This is a genomic window from Cyclobacterium sp. 1_MG-2023 (assembly GCF_030546805.1).
Lineage (GTDB): Bacteria > Bacteroidota > Bacteroidia > Cytophagales > Cyclobacteriaceae > Cyclobacterium.
Window position 1 is genome coordinate 300,235 of the sequence record NZ_JAUOPC010000006.1, and the last position, 20,781, is coordinate 321,015.

The window sequence follows — 20,781 nt, forward strand, 5'->3', positions numbered from 1 at the left end:
TTATGGAAAAGTCCCTGAAATTGTTATTTTTGCTAACCTTTTTGCCCATTGTGTTAATGGGACAGAAATTGGGCTATGTTGATACAGAATATATTCTCAACAAGCATCCGGATTACAAAAAGATTCAGGGAGAAATGGAAGCCTTAAGTTCAGAATGGAAAAAAGAGGCACAAAATTTGGAGGAGGAGATACAACAGATGTACAGTGACCTCCAAGGTGAGCAGGTTTTGCTTACCGAAGAAATGTACCAGGAAAGACTGGAACTTATAAGAGAAAAACAAAAAGAGGCCCGGGCCTTCAATAACAGAATATTTGGTGAAAATGGGCAACTGTACCAGAAACAAGCAGAACTGCTGCAGCCGCTCCAATCAACCATATATGATGCCATTGACAGGGTCTCTAAACGAAATGGCATTGCCATTTTATTTGACAAAGCATCAAGTCCTACGTCCATAATTTATACGGACCCAAGACATGATTACTCGGATTTTATCATCGAAGAATTAGGATTAGAAGAAAACAATTAAAATTAACAAAGTTTAACAATTATGAAAGCAAGAATTTTCCTATCAGCAATTGCCCTCTTTTGCTTTGGATTTGTAGCAAATGCACAAGAAGTCAAAATTGGATATACCAATGTAGAGTATATCATGAGCTTGATGCCGGAGATGGAGCAAATAGACGCTGATATCAAAGACTATAGCAACCAATTGGGTCAACAAATCCAAACGAAAAGTACAGATTTTCAAAGGCAAGCACAGGCTTTCCAGCAAGCGGCACCTAATATGACAGAGGATGCAAGGAACACGAAGCAACAAGAACTTCAAAAATTGCAACAAGAAATCCAGAAGTTTGAGCAGGATGCCCAAGCAGGCTACCAAAGAAAGCTTCAGGAGTTATTAGAACCTGTACAAACCAAGGTTTACAATGCGATCAATTCAGTAGCAGCAGAACATAATTATACACATATCTTATCTGAGTCTGCAGGTCAGGCACCAGTGATTCTGTACACCAAAGACAATGATCCATTTACAGATCTTGTTTTGGCCAAGTTAGGGGTTGAAGCTACGGCCGCTCCCGCTGCCAATTAATTAAAACTTAATAAAATTATTTTATACCCGGTTGCTTTTAAGTGACCGGGCTTTTTTATTTTTGGACTTGTACTAAATGTATAGCTTATGAAATGGAAATTTTTAATTGTTTGTTTTTTAGCGGTTTCACCCTTATTTGCTCAGGAAGAAGTACCTTTTGATCTAGAAGCAGTGGAAGTAATGCTAGATGCTGAGGTAAATGGCTATCGGACATTTAAGTATGCCATCAGAAACAATGGACCGGAAACGGCTCCTGCGGGAACTTACAGTGTGTTTTTAAAGGTAAACGGCAAGATGATTAGCTTTGATACCAAAACTTCTGACATAGCATCAGGAAAGTCCTTGGTGTACGCTTCCGGGGAAAAATTTCTTGCCAATCAACCCGGCAAAAAATTAAAATACCGCTTGATTATCAATACCAAGGATAGCAAAAAGAACAACAACAAGCTTAAAGGAGAAATTATCCTTTAATGTAAAGGGGAGTTTTTCACAATTTGTGCAAGGTTTCTGATTTAATTCCTTGTTTTGTGGCTGCTAGCCCATTCCTATGATAAAGTTATTAGGGCTTTATAGGAGCCTATTGTATTGACTCTAATCAATCAGGAAAAAGGCTATTGTCCATATTGGGAACAATTCTTAGCGCATTTTTATAATAGACTTTCTTGAGAACCTCATCAGGTAAACCCAAGCCATACATGCGCCAAAATGCGTGGTATTTCTTGTAATAAGGGAAATATTCATTCTCAGTTTCCAGCACCCTGAAATAGGTGTAAAACTCCTCTTTATTATAGGCGTCCTTTCCAAATAGAATCCTGTCCTGGTACTTGATAAAAAACTTTTTGGCGGCACGAGGTTGTCGACCGAATTCGGCAATTACAGCCGCTATTCCAAAATTCACATTGGGGTATTCGTCCAAGTGTCTACCAGCTTTTTCCAGGTCATTGGCCATCCAACCCATATGGGCATTGATAAAGGTGGTGTTTGTATGCTTTTCAAATACAGCATGTTGCTCTGCAATAATTTGTTCGAAAGGGGCCGGGTTATTCGCGCCTCTCTTCCTATTGGGTCGCAATTTTAACTCCAACCAACGCTCATTTTTACTATCCATGGGTTCCCAAAAAGGAGCTGGGTCCGCTGCATGAATAAGAACCGGGATCCCCAATTCACCGCATTTGGCCCAAATAGCATCCAGATCCGGATGATTGATAGGAACCCTTTTGCCATGTATGTCTTTCACGCTCAAACCCAAGCTTTTGAAGATCTTCAAACCATTGGCCCCATTTTTAACATCCTCCTCTAAAATGCTGACTGCTTTGTCTTTCCACCCTTTACCTCCTATACCATCAAAAGAAAGGTTTGTGAAAACAATAAATCTTCCCGGGGCGTGTTTATTGAACGCTTGAATCATGGAATTTAAGTAATCCTCAGCGGCGCCTTCATCTCCGTTTCTCGTAAACCTTTTACCACTAAGATTAACCATCGTCGCCATGTTTATTTCATCCATTTCCCTTGTTAGGTTTGAAATAAGCGATTCATCAACATTTCTCTGGTGGCTGTGAATGTCAACAAATGGAAACTTTGCTCTTTTGATGGGGTGCTCGGGTACCACCAAGGTAGACTTGGGGTTATAAGATTCAAAATCCATTTCCTGCGCCAAAAGAGAGAAATTGAATAAAACCATGAGCAGGGGAGTAAGAGCGATGTGGCCAAAGCTATTTTTCATTCGTGGTAAAGGTTAAGTGTTCAATCTTTAATTTATGACTAAAATTGCAATCTTCAAGCTTCAAACTTATCCTTTTTCACCAAACGCTTCTGTTTTGGAAGTTTTTTCATAATAATATGTGGAAGGGAGCAATTGAAATAGTGGGGTCTTTTTCAACTTAATGCTATTTTATCAAAGGCCCTATGTAGCGAAACCGGGGTAGAAGACGTATGGGTATAAAACCAATTTATTATAAATTAACACTTTTATGAAAAAATTCACTATTCCTCTTTTCTTATGTCTTATCCTTTGTTTTTCTTGCAATGAAGACCAGGAGCCTGAGACTATTTGTGGTGTAACAGAACCACTAACCAAACTACCTTGGCTAAAAATCTTGCAGGAAAACTATGCCTCTGCTGAGATGTCGGAATATAATTATATAGGACAGGCCACCTATAATGGAGCAACCGTGTTTTATTTGGCGAGTTGTTGCCCCAGTTGTAATTGGCAGCTTGTTACTTATGACTGTTCCGGAAATCAAATTGAGGAGGACCATACGCTAGATGACCTTGATTCCAAGCAGATCATATGGAAGGCTAATGATTCTGAATGTGTCTTTGAGGAATAGATTCAATTGCGCATTTTTCAATGCTGCGTTTATACCATAAACCCTTTCTCTTGTGAGTTTGGGTTTATGGTATATTACCGATGTTTTCTTTTATTTGTTGGTATTCAGCCTTCAATTTATTCAGTTTGTTTTTTTGTGCCAAATACTCGGTTTTTAAGATCAAGCCTTTTTGAAAGTTGCGCTGTAAAATGGCATCTACATTTTCAGCATTTTTTACAGTATTGCAGGTTCTGCAAGAGGAGACCAAATTAGATTTCCAATCGTAGCCACCATCTGCTTTGGCATGGATATGGTTAAGGTAAAAATCAGGTGCTTTAAGCTCGCAAAGACAATAGAAGCACTTGTTATTGTCTCTTTTTAAAATCTCGTTTCTTTTGTTAAGATCAGTAAGGATGTCGTCCTCTGAGTCTCCATACATGCTTTCTTCTATGGTATCTTCAATTTTAATCAGCTTTTTTATGGCTTTTATCTCCGAAGGTAATTTTACGATGTATTCATTGATTTTACCCGGTCGGTGAACCTTTTTTAGGATCCCAAATTTAACCAGGTCATTAATCCCACGTTTGACCACATCCTTGGACATGGGATTGTCAAAATTAGACAGCATATTTTGTCCCAATGCAGCAATTTTAACCTTAATTTTCCGACTACCTATGGAATAATAAGCCCTTTTAAAAAACAGCATATAGAGAGCAAAAGAGCGGACTTTTAAGAACCTGGGCAAATACTTGGTGGCATAGTCAAATTCCACTAGAAAATCGTGAAGGGAAATGGATTCATAAGTAGGCTCCTCAGATTCCGAAATAATTTCTTCAGCTTTGTTTAAAATGTATTTTTTCATGTTTTAATCATTGCTAATTATTCGTATCGCCTACTGGTTGGCTTATATTCCCTAGTTTATGACTTTAATTAATGCTTAAAAACGAAATATTTAGCCATTTTTCCAAATAATTCATCGCTAATAATTCCCTTTATTTTGCCTTTATATCTAGCGACAACAGCATGGAGCTAAAGCAGTTATAGCAATTGCTATTATTACCTGCATAATAGAAGATAGATTTGGGACAATGTCGGTTTGGACAAAAGCTTAAGTCCGTACTTACTTTATGGGCCGTTTGCAATATTTCCATTATTTTTGAAGCAAAATAGATCTGCAAATGATAAAAATATATACCGACGGAGCGAGTAGGGGCAATCCCGGAAACGGTGGATATGGGGTGATTTTACTCTATAAAAATTTAAGAAAGGAGCTTTCCGAAGGTTTTCGCCTGACTACCAATAACCGAATGGAATTGCTCGCTGTCATCAGGGGTTTGGAGGCATTGAAAGTAGAAGGGCTGCCAATAACTATCTTTTCAGATAGCAAATACGTGGTGGACTCCGTTCAAAAAGGTTGGATTTGGGGTTGGCAAAAAAAGGGTTTTAAAGGCAAAAAGAACATGGATCTTTGGAAAAAGTACATTCCCCTTCACTTGAAATACAAGCCTACTTTTCAGTGGGTAAAAGGCCATGCAGGAAATCCACTCAATGAAAGATGTGATGAATTGGCGGTCTCAGCAGCCATGGGAAATAATTTGCCCGCTGATCAGGGTTATGAAGCGGAACAAAACGGCTAATGGGACGCCGTTCAATTAGTTATTTCCAGTTCAAGCAGTTTCGTATAGAGCAAGAACGCTGTGCCATGAAAGTGAGCACCGATGCCGTTGTCCTTGGCGCCCTAGCAAGGGCTTCTCATCAACACGGAAATATTCTGGATATTGGCACGGGTACAGGTGTGTTGGCATTGATGATGGCCCAAAAGTACCCGGTAGCCGACATTGATGCGGTAGAAATTGACAAAGAAGCTTTCGAACAGGCAAGGCAAAATGTTTCCTCCAATAAATTGGGAATTAATATCACGGTACACCAACAAGCCTTTCAGGAATTTGAATCAAGTAATATCGAGCCATACGATCTGATTATCACCAATCCTCCTTATTACAGCGGGCAGTTGCAAAGTAACCAAACCAATATTAACCTTGCCAGACATGAAAAAGGGCTTAATTTTTCTGATTTGTGGGCTGGTATTGATCGTTTGCTGAAAACAGAAGGGGTGCTTTGGCTTATATTACCACCCAATGAAATGGAGGATTTTAAAAGTCTAGGAAAAGAGATAGGCTTTTACTCAAATAGCCAAACCCTACTTCAGGACCGAGAAACCAGTAAAGTCCACCGTGTAATTGCTTCTTTTACCAGAAAGAAGCCAAAGCAAAGCGAAAAAACTTTCTTGGTTATCAAAGATGCAAACAATGCCTACACTACCGAATACATTGATCTGCTCAGAGATTATATGCTGCATTTTTAACTGAAGTGGGCCAATAGCAATTTTTGTTTCTCGCTATTGGCCATCCCATATTTTCTATTTAGCAGGTTTTATAACCATCGCCATTCCCTTGTGTTTTCCCAATTTGAATTGCATCAAGTCCTTTGAACTTAGGCTTCGCGTTTCTAAAGCTACCCTGCTGTGGGTTTTTACTTCATCATCGTCGGTGTAAATTGTGGCTGTATACGTTTTGTTTGGATTTAAGAAATCAAATGAAATTTCATTGTCCCTTTCCTGATACCCATTAAGTGCTCCGACAAACCAAGTGTCTCCACTTTTTCTGGCGACAACTGCATGTTCTCCCGGGTAGCCGGATAGCACCTTAGTGTCATCCCAAACCGTAGGCATTTCGTCGAAAAATGTCAATTCAGGTACTTCCAAAATATAATTGGTACTGTTTCCGGCTCCTTTATGTGCTCCGGGAGAATTTTCCGGTCGGTCATACCAATACAGAAATTGCCAAGGGCTGTAAATCATAACTGCCTTGGCCAGTTGCGAAGCGTGCGAGCCCATTTTATTGTCTACCCTTTCAGCAAAATAGCAGTTGGTATGGTCGCCTGCACCTGCAAGCATGCGGGTAAACAAGGTTTTTAAAACAGTGGTATTGTCAGGAGATTCCTCATCCCCGCGAATACCTTCCTGTGTCATCAGGTTTGGATAGGTGCGAGAATAGCCCGTTGGGCGGTATTCATCGTGTATGTCTATCATAAGGCCATGGTCTGCAGCCTTTCGTACCGCTTCATGTAACCAGCTGGTCCATTCCTGTGGACCTACATTTACAAAGCCATATTTGATACCTTTTACCCCCCATGATTTTAATAATGGCAATACTTCATCCAGTTGTTTTTCTAAAGCTCTTCGGTTGACATACAAAATCACCCCAATTCCTTTGCTTTCTGCATATTTGATTACCCTTTTGAGGTCTAAAGGGCCTTTGGAGCGGTTGGGATCTACTGTAATGGTGGTGGCATCCGATGCATCATCGTATTCATTTCCATACCAGCCTGCATCAAATTCAATGTATTGTAAGTTATGTTTCACAGCAAAGTCTACGCAGGCCATTCCTCCATCTGTGGTTAAGGTAACCTCACGAATAACCTTTCCGGGTTTTATCCAGTCTGAGTTTTTTATCGCATTCGGCGCGTTGAGGTTCAATAATAAATAATTGTTTTCCAGGATTTCCCCTGGAGAATTTCCTGCCATTATGGTTCTCCAAGGGCTTGTAAATGGCCCATCAAATTGTACTTGGCCCTCAAGACTGGCTACTAAAGCAGTAGGCTTGTCCTTGGACAATTCAAACTTCATTCTGGCAAAATCAACCAAAGCAGCTTCACCCAGGGCTACAAATAAAGAATCGTTCAGCTCTGCTAATAATGGACGTTCAACAATCTTGTTGCTTATTTCCGTTAACTTTGTCTTGTTAATCGCTCCTTGTGCTTGCTCGGAGACCCATACTTCTGAATTGGCAGGTAAGGCAAATTCGGTAAGTTCAGCATTTAGGGTAAGCTGTCCTGCATTTTCAAATTCATACTGAAAGGCAAGCCCTTCATTGTATGCCCTTATGTTTAGTTGGAAGAGAGGTGTTTTTTGGTCCTTTGAACTAAAGGTAACAACAGATTGATGGTATTGATCCGGGTACATGTTTTTTTCCCCATAAACAGGCTTCCAATCTGTTGCTACTTTACTTTCTTTAACCTCATTTATTTCAAGGTTTTGGGTGATATTGCTTGTGTCAGAAAGCTCAAATCCAAGTATAGACTTTCCTATGATCTCTTTACCATCAAAAAATGCGCGATAATAAAGCTGTGAATCTTCAGTCAGCAATTCAAACCTAAATTTTCCATTAGGGCTACTTACATGAACATCATTGGTGCTCGTGCAGGATTGAAATACAAGCGCTAAAACAAAAATCCCAAGAGATCTAAAAATATTTTTCATTTAAAAGGTAAGGTTTATTGATAAGAATATTTTCTGTCAGGCAATACAGAATAAAATTTCGATGTTAAAATTTCAGTTTTCGAGCATCATTCCCATTTTACATATTTTTGCCAGTTGTGTTCTTCTTTGAAGCCCAACACTTCACGTATTTTTTTATTTGAAAACAAAGCTTCATGCTCTTCGAGCTCCCGAGTAATCGGCACACCCGGGAAGAACCTTTCCGCCAACTCTTTGCTTGGAATCACTGCCCCATTGTGGTCGTTCCCGGCATTGAAAACCTGATAACCAAGGCCATCTTTTTTCAAACATAAATCAACAATCTGTCCGAGATCTCTTGCGTCAATATAACAGAAGGCATTCCTTCTGCGCACTTCAGGGTTTTTAAAGTAATGCGGGAACAGTTCAGCATATTCGTGGGGTTCGATGACATTTCCAATGCGAAGCGCATAAATATCAACGCCTGAACGCCGCTGAAAACTGCGAGCCGTTTTCTCATTCACCACCTTCGATAAACCGTAGCTGTCCATGGGATCCACATCATAGTCTTCCTCCAAAGGCAAGGAATTAGGATCAGTTGGGCCATCTGAGAAGCAGACACCATAGGTAGTTTCTGAAGAGGCAATGATGATTTTTTTAATGCCAAGTTTTACCGCCGCTTCTATTATATTGTAGGTACCCATGGTATTGACACGAAAAGTCTCATTGTCAGGGTTAATTAAGATTCTGGGAACGGCAGCAAAATGTACAACTGCATCAAACTTCGGTACACCATTTCCAGGCTCCAACTCATCCAAAGCTGCATAGGAACTCATGGCATTGAACATTTGCCCGGAATCTGTTATATCAGCTATCAAATTGTCCACCCCGGGATGATCCAAAGGTTTCAGGTCTACATTCATTACCCGATGGCCTTGGGCGAGTAGATAAGGAACCACATGTTTACCTGCTTTTCCCGATCCTCCGGTAAAAAAGATTCGTTGTTTAGTCATTTTTGGAATTGTTAATAATGATATAATTTTTTCATGGCCAAATATGGTTACGGGATAAGTTTCCTGTCTCAATTCTATCCACGCAGTAATAGGGGTCATCTACTCAGCGAATAATAAAATTACCTTATCATCTGCTGAGCTACCGGTTTATTTTGGAGTGATCCTTAAAATTTTGTCTGGTTGGTTGAGTACCACATAAAATGCTCCATCGGGACCAAACTTTAAGTCTCTAACCCGGCCATATCCTTTTAAGATCATTTCTTGGTATTCCACTTTATTGCCATCGGTGGGTAGTCTTCTCACTTCCTCAAAGGCAAGTGCACCTATAAATAAGTTGTTTTTCCAATGGGGAAACAAGGGGCTGTTCGAAAATTCAGCCGGAGAAACCGCAATAGATGGATTCCAGAATATAATGGGCTGCAACATCCCTTCCTGAGTTGTTTGGTCGGATACAACACTACCGTCATAGTCTATTCCATAGGTAATATCAGGCCAACCATAATTGCCTCCTTTCTTTAAAATGTTCAATTCATCACCTCCCATAGGGCCATGTTCTGTAAACCAGATGTCACCGGTCTCAGGGTGTTGAGCGATTCCCTGTACATTTCTGTTTCCTCTTGTAAACAATTGAGGCAATGCATCGACTTGATTAATAAATGGGTTGTCATTGGGAACACTTCCATCAGGATTGATGCGGTAGATCTTAGCAACCGGCTTACTCAAATCCTGAGCGTATTCGGCATAACCCATATCACCTATGGAGAAATACAAGTAACCTTCCTTGTCAAATAAAAACCTGCATCCCCACCTATTTCCTTTTGTCACCAATAGTTCATTTGGTACTTCAAACAAGTTTTCTTCCGCTACCCAGTTGTTATTGTCAATTTTACCCCTTACAATTTTAGTCATGGCAGGGGCAGAAGCATCATTTATTCGCTCCGGAGCAAAACTAAAAGCCAGGTAAATCCATCCATTTTCTTTGTATTTAGGATCAATCGCAATATCCATGTAACCACCGGTTTTAAATTCTTGAGATTGGGGGACTCCTCTCACAGACTCTTTTAAAGGGGTTCCTTTTACAATCCAGCGAAGCATTCCCCGTCTTTCAGATACCAGGGCACTGTCCTTGGATACGAATTCAATGGCCCAAGGAGTTTTGATCACATCCTCTACCCATTCCTCAATATGTAAATCATATTTTTCAGTTTGAATATGCTGTGGAATGGCACGATCGATATTCGGTTGAATTTTCTGTGCATCGGAAATAAAGTCCACCAGTGACTTGATTTGTTCTTTATTTAAAACTTGGTTCCAGGCAATCATTTCTGTTCCGGGTATCCCAAAAGTGATATTTCTGGTCATCAAGCTACCGCTTCTACCGTATTTCCATGCCGTTTTGATTAGGGAACTGGCTGAATTGCCTTCTAAATTAGCCCCATGACATCCTGCACAGTAAGTTTTATATAATTTTTCACCCTCTTGTGCAGATCCACATATAGCTAAGAAAGAAAATTGTAGAACCAACAACCCAAGTATTTTGGTGACCTTCTTCTTCATTAATTGACCTATAGCTGATATTAAGAAAGATGGAATATACTATTTTTGGCTGTTGGATCCAATTTTGGTTTAGTAAGACCTATTCAAACTTTTCTATTAAAAGTTTGAATAGGTCCAATTTAACATTCGGATATGTTTACCGGGATTTTGGCCAAACCTCCTTCGGAAGTTTCTTTGTATTTAGATTTCATATCTTGGGCCGTTTCCCACATTACTTTGATTACATTGTCCAGACTTAGCCGTGCGGCTTTGGCATCACTTTCCAAGGCCATATTGGAGGCTGTGATGGCCTTGATGGCGCCCATACTGTTCCTTTCAATACAGGGAATTTGTACCAAGCCCCCGATGGGATCGCAGGTCATGCCCAAATGGTGTTCCATGGCGATTTCAGCTGCCTGACACACCTGTTCTTTGGTTCCACCAAGCGTTTCAGTTAGTGCTCCTGCTGCCATAGAGCTGGATACACCTATTTCTGCCTGACAACCTCCCATGGCCGCAGAAATAGTGGCCCCTTTTTTATAGAGCGTACCTATTTCTCCGGCGGTAAGAATAAATTTTACGATTTCATCCTCATCAAAATTGGCTGTGAAACAATGGGCGTACATCATTACTGCCGGAATTACGCCTGAGGCACCATTGGTAGGGGCAGTAATGATCCTACCAAAAGAAGCATTTTCTTCGTTTACGGCTAAGGCAAAAACACTTATCCATTTATTTACAGTATCAAAATCCTTTGGGCCATTTTTAATGGCTTTCATCCAGTCTGCTACATCAGCAAACTTTTGGCCCTGTAAAAACTTTTTGTTCAAGTCGTAAGCTCTTCGCCTTACTTTCAGCCCCCCGGGAAGTATTCCGGATTTATTAATACCTCTAAAAATACAATCTTTTATTTCCTCCCAAATATAAAGGGCTTGTTTTCTGGTTTCAGCCTCAGTTTGCCAAGCTGTTTCATTGAGCATTACCAGTTCAGAAATGCTGAGGTTTAAGCGATTGCAATTGTCTAAAAGGTCTTTTTGGGAGTGGCATGGGTACTTGCTGCTTATGGGGTTTGTCGCCACATGTCCTGTATTTTGTTTCACCACAAACCCTCCCCCTACAGAGAAATATTCCTGCGATATTAAGGAACCATCTTTTAATTTGGCTTCAAATCGCATTCCGTTTGGATGATACTCCAGGCTTTTACTGAATTCAAAAAGGATGTTTTTTTCATAATTAAAAGAGATGGAATGTTCAGCGGAAATGGATATGCTACCTTGACTTTTAATTCCTTCAATCTTTTCACCAATTTTATCAGTGTCAATGGTCTTAAAATCCTCATTTGAGAGGCCAAGAATGACGGCAATATCTGTTCCATGGCCTTTTCCTGTCTTGGCCAGTGAGCCAAAGAAGCTGGTACAAATCTCAGTGACCTTATGAAGCTGATTATTTTTCCTTAAATGGTCTAAAAAAAATAGGGCAGCTCTCCAAGGGCCCATGGTATGTGAGCTGGACGGTCCTATGCCTACCTTTATAATTTCAAAAATACTTATTGACTCCATATTGATTTTGGGCCTTACCAATTACAATTAATAATGTCATGTAATTTACGCCTAAGGATCCAATAGGTAAAATTCTTATGGGGTTTTAATTGATTTAACCCATATTGGATCAAATCAAATTATGATTTTTTAGCTAAACAGAAAATTTATCCTTTTTCCAATTCAATGGGTTGGCGGAAATGTAATTTTGTATTCTTTCGAATGAGGCAGAAATCCTGATGATATGGTCGTGAAATCTGGCCTGTCAGGAAAAATTGGCATTTATTAATCGTGCCTGTTTGGTAACAGCAGATTTGTAGGAACGAATAATCGTTGAAACGCTACCTGGTTTTGGTGAAATTATTGCCATTTGTTTGTTTTTGGGTTTGGTTGGCGTGGCGGTAGATACGTTACATTGCAACGTATCTACCAGGGTGAATTGATCATGTTTAATCACCAATATACCATGGGTATGATTGGGCATCACAACGAAATTTCCCAATTCAACAAACGGAAAATGTTTGGGTATTTCCATCCAATATTTGTGGGCGATTTGGCCTAATTCATTCAATTGCATCGTAGCATCCACAATTTTCCCTATTTTTTGTACAGATGGTTATAAAATAGGCACCGTTTTTACGATAATCATATCCGGGTAAACGAATAGATCCTACGCGGTATTTATTTTGGTATTTGTCCATTTTATTTTTGGCAAATTTTTATACAAAGCCTTCCATCTACCCCCTATAGATAGCCCTTGGATAATCTGACATTCTGATATTGTCTTTCTCTAATTCATTCAATGCATTTTTGGCAATCCATTTTGCCGCAGGGCTTTCAATTTGCAGTATTTCTTGGGCCAGAAGGATGGTTTTTTTGTTCAGGTCGGGGTTTCTTTTTCCAATATTGCGAAGGGCCCAATTCACGGCTTTTTTCACATAGATTCTTTCATCATTGGCCTCCCGTTTGATGATGGGGAAAAAGGTTTCAAATAGCACATTGTCTGATAGTTTATCTGCCATGCAGTAGGAGGCCATAATTGTGAATCCTGCTCTTTTTTCAAACTCAGGTTTCCTTTTTGTCCATTCAAAGATCTTTTCTAGGGCAAAATCACTTTTAGCAAATAAACCCATAGAAAAGCTATCACAAACCTCCCAGTTCTCAAATGTCTTCACCCACTTTTCCATCAATTCTACGGTTACATCTTTGGGTTTGAAAACTTTGCTACATAATATGCGGGCTTCGTAAATACCACTATCAAAAAGCTGCAGGCCTAGTTCATTGTCCTTTCCGATATCCTTGGCTATCTTCTTTAATTCAGAATGGTAAATCCCCAAAGAATTATTAGAGACTACCCCAAATTTCTTTTCCTTAAAAATGACTTTCTCTGGATTTTGAAGTGCATAAAGTCTGCCTATGGTTTCCTCGTAAGTCATTTGTCTTGAATTGAATGGAGCTGTGTTTGGCTTAGGTTGGTCATAATTTTCTTTGTTTTTATGTACTTATTCAGACGTATTGAAAAATGAATAGATTCAAGCTATTTTTCATTTTACTCTTTTCTTGTTTCAGTACTTTATTTATTATAAGTGGAGACATATTAGTAAGAATGCTTTAATTAATAACTATCCTTATTATATTTCTTCAAAAATTATTAGGTAATTTAATTTTATATAAAATATAAAGATTTGATGTTGTTTTATTATTAATATTTTTTTTGTATCATTGAAAGTCCTGAGACCTACCTTTGGTAAATATTCGATTAGAATCGTCAATCTCGGAACCCAATTCAACTAAAATATACCCATTTTGTAACCTTATAATTTCCTAAATTTTTATTTTTTGAGGAGTCATTGGTATTTCAAACTTTAGTAGAAAAAAATGTTGGCATCAACCCTTGCCAGATGAGAGATGGATTTGAATGATATTAAAATCGGAAATAATCATATTAGGAATATAAAATAAGAGAAGACACAGGATGAATTGAGAATGCATCTAGGATTTTTTATGAATGAAGAAAAATTAAGAAAAAACCAAGTGGTACAGTATTATCCTGGTTTTGTCTTAAAGCATGTAATTATCCAAAGTCCCAAAATTCCAGAATAAGTGTATTGACCATATGTGGCATAGGAGTTCTGCCAAGTAAACGATTTTGTCGATGATTCAAATTCTACAAAAAACAGATATAATAAGTTTTATATAGGTTTTTCTGTCTAGAGATCAAAGTCTATCTACCCACAAAAGCCTGTAAATAGCCTTATTTTCAAGTCAAATAGCATACAAGAAAAAAATAACCTGCCCAATTCTCATTGATTTTACCCGCAAATATTGCAGGTATTTTATTGACCAAGTACAAACAAAAAGTTTTTCCATCACTAATTCTTTCGAATATGAAAACACAAATACCGTACTGCTTACAGGTCGTACTTCGAAAAACCACATTAATTGTGCTGACCTTGTTAATTAATTTCCCAGGTCAGGCCGACTCAAGTTCTCATTTTTTATCAGGAAAAATTCTACCTACCAATTCACCTGGTTTAACGGAAGATAAGAAAGTCAGCGAAAAAGAGGAAATTGAACAGGTGGAGAGGGCTCCCGTTTCCTTTGAAAATTCCTTTCAAAGGGAACGTTTTGAATTATCGATTAGAAAAGACATTGCCATAAAAGGAAAGGTGATTTCTAAATTCGATGAAGAATCCATTCCCGGTGTGAATGTTTTAATAAAAGGCTCAGCAATTGGTACGGTTACCGATTTAGATGGTAATTATTCAATTAATGCACCGGAAGGGGCGGTATTAATTTTTTCTTTTGTTGGATTTATTACCCAAGAGGTGGCAGTCAATTCAAGAACTCTTATTAATGTTAGTTTGGTAGAAGATGTTCAGTCCTTGGATGGTGTGGTAGTAATTGGATACGGTACCCAGAAAAAAAGTGATTTGACTGGTTCGGTAACTTCCGTTACAGCAAAAGAGTTTGAAGGACAGGCATTTTCCAATTTGAACCAAGCCCTTCAAGGAAAAGTTGCGGGGGCAGAAATTACTTCTACCTCAGGAGAACCTGGAGGAGCTGTCCAGATCAGGATCAGAGGGCAGGGAACATTTGGCAATTCAGGTCCTTTATATGTTATAGATGGAGTACCTATGCCAGGAAATAATATCAACGCTATTAACCCAAATGATATTGAAAGCATAACCGTTCTTAAAGATGCTTCAGCTTCGGCAATTTATGGCTCCAGAGCTGCTAACGGGGTTATTTTGGTTACAACCAAAAAGGGGGTGTCAGGGGAAACAAAGCTGGAATATAATGGCTATTATGGAATTCAGTCCTTCAATAACTTTATACCGATGGCAAATTCCCAGCAACTTGCAGATGTGGTAAATGATGCACAGTTAAATGGTGGTTATGCGCCTCAGGCAGCCTTTAATAATCCTGAAGTTTTAAAAACAGATACTGACTGGCAGAAAGCTGCTTTTCAGACGGCCCCCATGCAGGATCACAGCTTGACGGTATCGGGAGGGGGTGAGAACTCGAAATTTTACCTTTCCGGTGGTTATTTGGATCAAGAAGGAGTTATGGTTTTCAGTTCCTTAAAACGGTACTCCGGAAGGGTCAACAGCGAATTCACCATTGGAAAGGGGAAGAAACTTAAAATTGGGGAATCATTGATATTGAGCCGGTCTGAGGGATTGAATCTTGGACAAGCAAATAACCTTGATTTTGCCTATCTGTTAGGTGCATCCCCTACCATGAAATTATATAAACCACAAAATTTAGGTGGTTATGGAGGACCTAACCCTGCAGAAACAGGGGTAAACAACAGGGAAAATATAGTTGGAAGGAGAGATTTGAGACGTAATTATACAACTCGTAACAACCTATTAGGGAATGTGTTTGCTGAATATTCCATTATTCCTTCCCTAAAATATCGACTGAATGCTGGCATCAATACAAGCTTGAACACCAATAAAATCTTTGTAGGAATATTCAATATGGACAACCGATCCAATAATACCCAGACTCTTAACGAGTCTAAGAATGAATCCAACGAATACTTATTAGAGCATACCCTTTCTTTTGAAAAGGTTTTTCAAGAAAAGTACTCCATTTCTTTACTGGGAGGCTATACCCAGCAAAATGCCTTTTTTAGCAACCTTTCTGGTAGCAAAAGAGATTCGCCAAGTAATGAACTGCAGGTGTTTAATGCCATGACAGGTGTTTTTACCTTGAGTGGAAATGAAGAAGAGTGGGCCTTGCGTTCCTTTATCGGACGTGCCAATATTTCCATTGAGGATAAATACTTGTTTACAGCTACCATTCGGAGAGATGGATCTTCCAGATTTGGAAAGGAAAACAGGTACGGTAATTTCCCCTCCTTTGCCGCTGGCTGGAACATAGACAGAGAGCCTTTTCTTCAGGACATTTCTGCAATGACAGGTTTGAAACTAAGAGCCAGTTGGGGTAAATTGGGTAATCAAGAAATTGGTAATTATAGCAATGTTACTACGGTGACAACTGCTCCAAGGTATTTCTTTGGTGCTGACCAAATAGCCCCCGCATCAGCAGTACTTACCCTCGGAAATCCACTCTTGAGATGGGAATCAACCGAGCAGAGCAATTTGGGAGTTAACATTTCCTTTATTAATAATTCACTTACTCTTTCTGCTGATTACTGGGTTAAAAATACAGATGGTATTCTTTTAAGAACTCCTGTCTCTACTGTTTCTGGTGTTTACCGTTCCAATGGTGCTTTCCAGAATGCTGCTGGTTTAAAGAATTCAGGATTTGAGTTTTTACTAGGGTACAGAAAGTATGTTGGAGATTTATATTTTGACTTAACAGCAAACCTTACAACAGTTCGAAATGAGGTTACTTCACTTGGAAAAGGGTCGTCTATTATTAATTTAGTAGAAAACGTCTATCAGTTTGGAACCTTTACCCGTACTACTATAGGTGAACCTATGTCTAGTTTTTATGGATATATTATGGATGGTATTTTCCAGACGGATTCCGAAATTGAGAATCATGCAACCCAGACAGGGGCCGCTCCAGGAGATGTGAAGTTCAGAGATATCGATGGAAATGGAATTATAGATGCCAACGACAGAACCGTTATAGGAGATCCCTTTCCTGATTTTAATTATGGCCTTTCTTCAAGTCTAAATTACAAAGCATATGATCTAAATTTCAGTTTTCAGGGCGTTCAAGGAAAGCAACTGTACAATGCACAAAGAGCCTATCTTGAAAGTATGAACGGTGAGCATGGACAAATGGCTACTGTGGTGGATCGATGGACTGGTCCCGGCACCTCCAACACCATGCCCAGGGCAATTCGAGGAGGAGCAAATCTTAACTCACGTCCCTCTTCGCGTTATGTTGAAGATGCAAGTTACCTTCGATTACAAAACGTTCAGATAGGCTATGTTCTTCCAGAAACATTTTTGAGCAAGTTTGGAATAAGCAATTTCAGAACCTATATAAATGCCCAGAATCTATTCACCATCACTGGTTATTCCAATTATAGTCCGGATGGACTGGGAGGTTCTGGCTATGGCAACAACGATCTTAATCCCTTATCAATAGGTGTGGATACAGGAAATTATCCAATTCCTCGAATTATCCAGCTGGGTTTACAAGTAGGTTTTTGATTCTATTTATTCCAACATTAATTTCTTTAAAATGAAAAACATATTAATATTCAATATCGTAATTTCCTTTTTGCTGCTTTTTGGCTGTAGTGATGACTATTTAGAAAAGTCCCCCCCTGATAAACTTCTTGAAGAAGGTTTTGTCAATTCTTCGGACAGGGTAAGTCTGGCTGTTAATGGGACCTATCAGCAGCTTCAGGTATCAGATCTATATGGAGACTACCTTCCGAAGTTCATAGGAGTGCCTTCCGGCGAAATATTGCTCTCCAATACTACTCCCTTAGCAATAAATAATTTTTCCTTTGATGCGTCGGATACTTATTTGCTCAATATTTATGCGGCTTTTTATCAGGGAATAAAAAGAGCTAATTCCGTCATTACCGAGGCTCCCCTTGTGGATATGGATAATGCATTGAAAGCGAGATACATTGCTGAGGCTAAATTTCTTAGGGCTTTCTATTACTGGAACCTTACAAACATGTGGGGAGATGTGATACTATTATTGGAAACAGTTGAGAACCCTGATGATGTGCTTGTAGGTAAAAATACCCAAGCAGAAATTTATGAAGCCATTAAAATTGACCTTCAGGATGCAATTCCAGCATTGCCAGCTTCATATGAATCATCGGATTTAGGCAGGGTTACGAAAGGTGCTGCACAATCACTTCTTGGAAAGGCACATTTATACACCGAAAATTACGAGGAGGCAGAATCCCTTTTTGCCGAGGTAATTCAATCAGGAACTTATAATTTGATGGATGAATTTGATCAAATTTGGAATAGAAATTTTGAAAACAATAGTGAATCCATTTTTGAAGTTCAGTTTGCTGATATTGGAGGGGCAGGAACAAGTACCAGAAACCAGTCTCACTTACCCGGCGTAAATGGAGGGACAGGTAGCCATGTAGCCACCCAAAAAATTGTTGATGCATTTTCCGAAAATGATCCCCGATTGGGCTATTCAATTTTTAGGGATGGCGACATTTTTGCTCCAAATTTAACGACAGCAAGTATTGATTTGGATTATTACAAATCCACATGGTCTGCAACGGGGTACAATATACGGAAAGGTATGGTGCCGATCCTCTATTTACAGGGGGCAGGGACCAACTATCCCGTTATTCGATTTGCTGATGTATTACTGATGTATGCAGAAGCGGCAAATGAAATGGGTAAGATTAGTGAAGCCCGCAATGCTGTGAACAGAGTGCGACAAAGACCTTCCGTTAATATGCCTGTCCTTACAGAGGCTGAGACTGGTACAAAAGAAGCGATGTTTGCTGCTATTGTGGATGAAAGAGAGGTGGAACTGGCATTTGAAAACCACCGATTTAGTGATCTTAGGCGATGGGGTCTCGCAGAGGAGGAATTGGGACCATTGGGATATCTTCCAAAACACAGGTACTTTCCATTTCCCCAGCTGGAAATAGACATTAACCCACAATTGGTTCAGAATACTGGTTGGTAATTTTAAGAAAAAATTTTCTTATTTATTTTATTCTAACAAGCCTATTAGAATTCTTTGTTTGACTAAATAACTCGTTTATTAATACATTATTGGTTCATAATTACAGAAGAAAACCATGAGACGAAGGGATGTGATTAAAAATTTGGCACTTATTCCACTGCTTGGAGACTTTGACTATCAGGAGGCTGTATCTGTTGCTAATTCGGATAAAAGAAAAAAAGATCGATTGATCATCGATACGCACGTGGAAACGTGGAATTTTGATTCCAGGTTTCCTTTTAAACACCCTGAAAATCCTAACCTAAAGGTGTCAATGGAAGCTCCAATAGAAAATCAGATAGAACAAATGAAGGATTTTGGGCTTAAGTATGGGGTTTTGATCAACCCTAGGTACTATGGATGGGACAATTCCTACATGGCCAATTGTTTGAAAACTTATCCCAATCATTTTGTAGCACATGGTTTACTTAATCCAGAGGATCCTAAAATTGTAGAAAAGCTAAGATTTTGGGTAAAGGAGCATGGATTTCAGGGAATGCGGTTTAGCCCAATCTATCATCCCAAATCTACCTGGCTGAATTCACCTGAACATTATCCATTGTGGAAGGAGGCAGAGAAACTAGGGGTAGTGTTCAACTATTACATTCTTCCAAGCCAAATGCCAATGTTAGAAGATATGGCCGAGAGGTTTCCTGGTGTAAAAATAGTAATTGACCATGCCGGAAAACCAGATCTAAAAGCAGCGGATTGCTGGGATGAGTTTAGAAAGATGTTTAAGTTAAAACGTTTTCCACAGGTTTGGATATCCAATTCTGAGCCCTATGAAATGTCAGAATTAAAAGCATATCCCTATGAGGATACATTGCCATTTTACAAGGCTATCTATGAGGAATTCGGGCCCCAGCAGCTAATTTGGGGTACAGGTTATCCTCGGCCAAGATGGGAATTGCCAATGGACAAAGAACTTGAGTTTGTAGATAAATACTGCTATTTTTATAGTGAGCAGGACCGAGAGATGCTCCTGGGAAGAAACGCCTTTAAAATATGGAAATTTCCCAACCAAACTTAACTCCGATTATGGTACCGACACAAACCTTTTAGAATTAACTAGAGTCGGGGGTTTGGGGCATTGTTGAAGATTAAAAAGGCAACAATGCCTTCCAAAATCGTTTATAATATATTTCTCTATTCTACGGGCTAAAAGCCATTGTTATTGATATTTAGTTTGAATTTGATATACCCATAAACTTGTTCCGTTCATTTTTCTGAAACTTCCATTTTGATAAGCTTGTCTACAATAGCCATATTTCCTTGGATATTGAACTTCCAATTCCGTCAAACCCAAGGGTAATATCTAATTACAGAGAGTAAACAGGCTATTAAGTTAAAATTTTTCTGGTTAAGGTTGGCCAATGTCCTTCTGCCACAAGTAAGGGCATTTCAATATAAAATTCTGCATTAAATTATTACAGTGGTGATCGTTTAAAACGATTTGTTTGCTCTTAACAAATCTTCTGGACCCAAAAATGTTGTGTTTTCACCTATGATTACCCTTAGTATACCATATAATAAAATTGCTCCGGTACACATGGGAAAAGGAAACAAAGTAGTATACTAGAAACTGCTTTGGTAAACAGTAGCAGGTTGTCTACCGGTATTTTCCAATGCATCTATTTCTCCATGTAAAACAATACTTTTTTGCTGAATTCATTTGTTGTGTCCTTTTCCAATAATTTGACCCTTATGAGCCAATACTGATCCAATGAGGATTCTCCTTTCTATAAGCCCTTTCACAGCCTTTTTGATCGATTCATTAAAATAAATATCCGTAGCCATATTGGTTAATTAATTATTGACAAAAACTTTTTATTTGGTACTTTTCATATC

The 20,781-nt window shown here is 39.0% G+C and carries 17 protein-coding genes; 9 read left to right on the top strand and 8 right to left on the bottom strand.

The genetic code is table 11. From position 1 onward, the window contains the following. The first annotated feature begins 2 nt into the window (after positions 1-2). The 3 genes from Q4534_RS11995 (at position 3) to Q4534_RS12005 (ending at position 1,562) form a co-directional block, all read left to right on the top strand. On the top strand, positions 3-527 hold the full coding sequence (locus Q4534_RS11995) for an OmpH family outer membrane protein (protein ID WP_303613415.1): 525 nt from the start codon (positions 3-5) through the stop codon (positions 525-527). 21 nt (positions 528-548) lie between these two features. After that, a complete protein-coding gene (locus Q4534_RS12000; protein WP_303613416.1) occupies positions 549-1,091 on the top strand; it encodes an OmpH family outer membrane protein in 543 nt (180 codons plus the stop codon). A gap of 87 nt (positions 1,092-1,178) precedes the next feature. Continuing rightward, positions 1,179-1,562: a hypothetical protein gene (locus Q4534_RS12005; protein ID WP_303613417.1), complete on the top strand. Its 384-nt coding sequence runs from the start codon at positions 1,179-1,181 to the stop codon at positions 1,560-1,562. Between the two features lie 124 nt (positions 1,563-1,686). Here the strand turns inward: Q4534_RS12005 and Q4534_RS12010 are convergent, their stop codons facing one another. Beyond that, positions 1,687-2,814, bottom strand: a complete 1,128-nt coding sequence (locus Q4534_RS12010) for an amidohydrolase family protein (RefSeq protein ID WP_303613418.1) — start codon at positions 2,812-2,814, stop codon at positions 1,687-1,689. 247 nt (positions 2,815-3,061) lie between these two features. Between Q4534_RS12010 and Q4534_RS12015 the strand changes: the two genes are divergently transcribed. Further along, the gene (locus tag Q4534_RS12015) at positions 3,062-3,421 is read left to right on the top strand and encodes a hypothetical protein (RefSeq protein WP_303613419.1); all 360 of its coding nucleotides are present in this window, start codon (positions 3,062-3,064) and stop codon (positions 3,419-3,421) included. 64 nt (positions 3,422-3,485) lie between these two features. On the opposite strand, the gene Q4534_RS12020 is transcribed toward Q4534_RS12015, so the two are convergent. Then, a complete protein-coding gene (locus Q4534_RS12020) occupies positions 3,486-4,262 on the bottom strand; it encodes an HNH endonuclease (protein WP_303613420.1) in 777 nt (258 codons plus the stop codon). Positions 4,263-4,578: 316 nt separating this feature from the next. Between Q4534_RS12020 and rnhA the strand changes: the two genes are divergently transcribed. Together rnhA and Q4534_RS12030 are read left to right on the top strand one after the other, a co-directional pair. After that, the gene (gene rnhA / locus Q4534_RS12025) at positions 4,579-5,037 is read left to right on the top strand and encodes a ribonuclease HI (protein WP_303613421.1); all 459 of its coding nucleotides are present in this window, start codon (positions 4,579-4,581) and stop codon (positions 5,035-5,037) included. Further along, positions 5,037-5,765 carry a tRNA1(Val) (adenine(37)-N6)-methyltransferase gene (locus tag Q4534_RS12030; RefSeq protein WP_303613422.1) on the top strand — a complete coding sequence of 243 codons (729 nt, stop codon included), beginning with the start codon at positions 5,037-5,039 and terminating at the stop codon, positions 5,763-5,765. Before rnhA ends, Q4534_RS12030 begins: the two co-directional genes overlap by 1 nt. A gap of 54 nt (positions 5,766-5,819) precedes the next feature. Here Q4534_RS12030 and Q4534_RS12035 read toward each other — a convergent pair whose 3' ends face one another. From Q4534_RS12035 to Q4534_RS12060, 6 genes are all read right to left on the bottom strand, one after another. Then, the gene (locus Q4534_RS12035; RefSeq protein ID WP_303613423.1) at positions 5,820-7,721 is read right to left on the bottom strand and encodes a glycoside hydrolase family 97 protein; all 1,902 of its coding nucleotides are present in this window, start codon (positions 7,719-7,721) and stop codon (positions 5,820-5,822) included. 86 nt (positions 7,722-7,807) lie between these two features. Next, entirely contained in the window at positions 7,808-8,710 is a 903-nt protein-coding gene (locus tag Q4534_RS12040) for an NAD(P)-dependent oxidoreductase (RefSeq protein ID WP_303613424.1), read from the bottom strand. Positions 8,711-8,857: 147 nt separating this feature from the next. Then, positions 8,858-10,267 carry a PQQ-dependent sugar dehydrogenase gene (locus Q4534_RS12045; protein WP_303613425.1) on the bottom strand — a complete coding sequence of 470 codons (1,410 nt, stop codon included), beginning with the start codon at positions 10,265-10,267 and terminating at the stop codon, positions 8,858-8,860. Between the two features lie 119 nt (positions 10,268-10,386). Beyond that, entirely contained in the window at positions 10,387-11,805 is a 1,419-nt protein-coding gene (locus tag Q4534_RS12050) for an L-serine ammonia-lyase (RefSeq protein WP_303613426.1), read from the bottom strand. A gap of 244 nt (positions 11,806-12,049) precedes the next feature. After that, entirely contained in the window at positions 12,050-12,361 is a 312-nt protein-coding gene (locus Q4534_RS12055) for a hypothetical protein (RefSeq protein WP_303613427.1), read from the bottom strand. A 160-nt stretch (positions 12,362-12,521) separates the two neighbouring features. Beyond that, positions 12,522-13,220 (bottom strand): DNA alkylation repair protein, encoded by a 699-nt coding sequence (locus Q4534_RS12060; protein WP_303613428.1) that lies wholly within the window; start codon positions 13,218-13,220, stop codon positions 12,522-12,524. A 951-nt stretch (positions 13,221-14,171) separates the two neighbouring features. Here Q4534_RS12060 and Q4534_RS12065 point away from each other — a divergent pair. The 3 genes from Q4534_RS12065 to Q4534_RS12075 all read left to right on the top strand — a co-directional run bounded on the left by Q4534_RS12065 (position 14,172) and on the right by Q4534_RS12075 (position 19,963). Next, positions 14,172-17,426: a TonB-dependent receptor gene (locus Q4534_RS12065; RefSeq protein WP_303613429.1), complete on the top strand. Its 3,255-nt coding sequence runs from the start codon at positions 14,172-14,174 to the stop codon at positions 17,424-17,426. 31 nt (positions 17,427-17,457) lie between these two features. Beyond that, positions 17,458-18,894 carry a RagB/SusD family nutrient uptake outer membrane protein gene (locus tag Q4534_RS12070; protein ID WP_303613430.1) on the top strand — a complete coding sequence of 479 codons (1,437 nt, stop codon included), beginning with the start codon at positions 17,458-17,460 and terminating at the stop codon, positions 18,892-18,894. Positions 18,895-19,009: 115 nt separating this feature from the next. Beyond that, positions 19,010-19,963: an amidohydrolase gene (locus Q4534_RS12075; protein ID WP_303613431.1), complete on the top strand. Its 954-nt coding sequence runs from the start codon at positions 19,010-19,012 to the stop codon at positions 19,961-19,963. Positions 19,964-20,781: the final 818 nt, after the last annotated feature.

Excerpts from the sequence above, each read along its gene's own strand:
- Q4534_RS11995 (WP_303613415.1), top strand. The coding sequence starts at position 3 with ATGGAAAAGTCCCTGAAATTGTTATTTTTGCTAACCTTTTTGCCCATT.
- Q4534_RS12000 (WP_303613416.1), top strand. The coding sequence starts at position 549 with ATGAAAGCAAGAATTTTCCTATCAGCAATTGCCCTCTTTTGCTTTGGA.
- Q4534_RS12005 (WP_303613417.1), top strand. The coding sequence starts at position 1,179 with ATGAAATGGAAATTTTTAATTGTTTGTTTTTTAGCGGTTTCACCCTTA.
- Q4534_RS12010 (WP_303613418.1), bottom strand. The coding sequence starts at position 2,814 with ATGAAAAATAGCTTTGGCCACATCGCTCTTACTCCCCTGCTCATGGTT.
- Q4534_RS12015 (WP_303613419.1), top strand. The coding sequence starts at position 3,062 with ATGAAAAAATTCACTATTCCTCTTTTCTTATGTCTTATCCTTTGTTTT.
- Q4534_RS12020 (WP_303613420.1), bottom strand. The coding sequence starts at position 4,262 with ATGAAAAAATACATTTTAAACAAAGCTGAAGAAATTATTTCGGAATCT.
- rnhA (WP_303613421.1), top strand. The coding sequence starts at position 4,579 with ATGATAAAAATATATACCGACGGAGCGAGTAGGGGCAATCCCGGAAAC.
- Q4534_RS12030 (WP_303613422.1), top strand. The coding sequence starts at position 5,037 with ATGGGACGCCGTTCAATTAGTTATTTCCAGTTCAAGCAGTTTCGTATA.
- Q4534_RS12035 (WP_303613423.1), bottom strand. The coding sequence starts at position 7,721 with ATGAAAAATATTTTTAGATCTCTTGGGATTTTTGTTTTAGCGCTTGTA.
- Q4534_RS12040 (WP_303613424.1), bottom strand. The coding sequence starts at position 8,710 with ATGACTAAACAACGAATCTTTTTTACCGGAGGATCGGGAAAAGCAGGT.
- Q4534_RS12045 (WP_303613425.1), bottom strand. The coding sequence starts at position 10,267 with ATGAAGAAGAAGGTCACCAAAATACTTGGGTTGTTGGTTCTACAATTT.
- Q4534_RS12050 (WP_303613426.1), bottom strand. The coding sequence starts at position 11,805 with ATGGAGTCAATAAGTATTTTTGAAATTATAAAGGTAGGCATAGGACCG.
- Q4534_RS12055 (WP_303613427.1), bottom strand. The coding sequence starts at position 12,361 with ATGCAATTGAATGAATTAGGCCAAATCGCCCACAAATATTGGATGGAA.
- Q4534_RS12060 (WP_303613428.1), bottom strand. The coding sequence starts at position 13,220 with ATGACTTACGAGGAAACCATAGGCAGACTTTATGCACTTCAAAATCCA.
- Q4534_RS12065 (WP_303613429.1), top strand. The coding sequence starts at position 14,172 with ATGAAAACACAAATACCGTACTGCTTACAGGTCGTACTTCGAAAAACC.
- Q4534_RS12070 (WP_303613430.1), top strand. The coding sequence starts at position 17,458 with ATGAAAAACATATTAATATTCAATATCGTAATTTCCTTTTTGCTGCTT.
- Q4534_RS12075 (WP_303613431.1), top strand. The coding sequence starts at position 19,010 with ATGAGACGAAGGGATGTGATTAAAAATTTGGCACTTATTCCACTGCTT.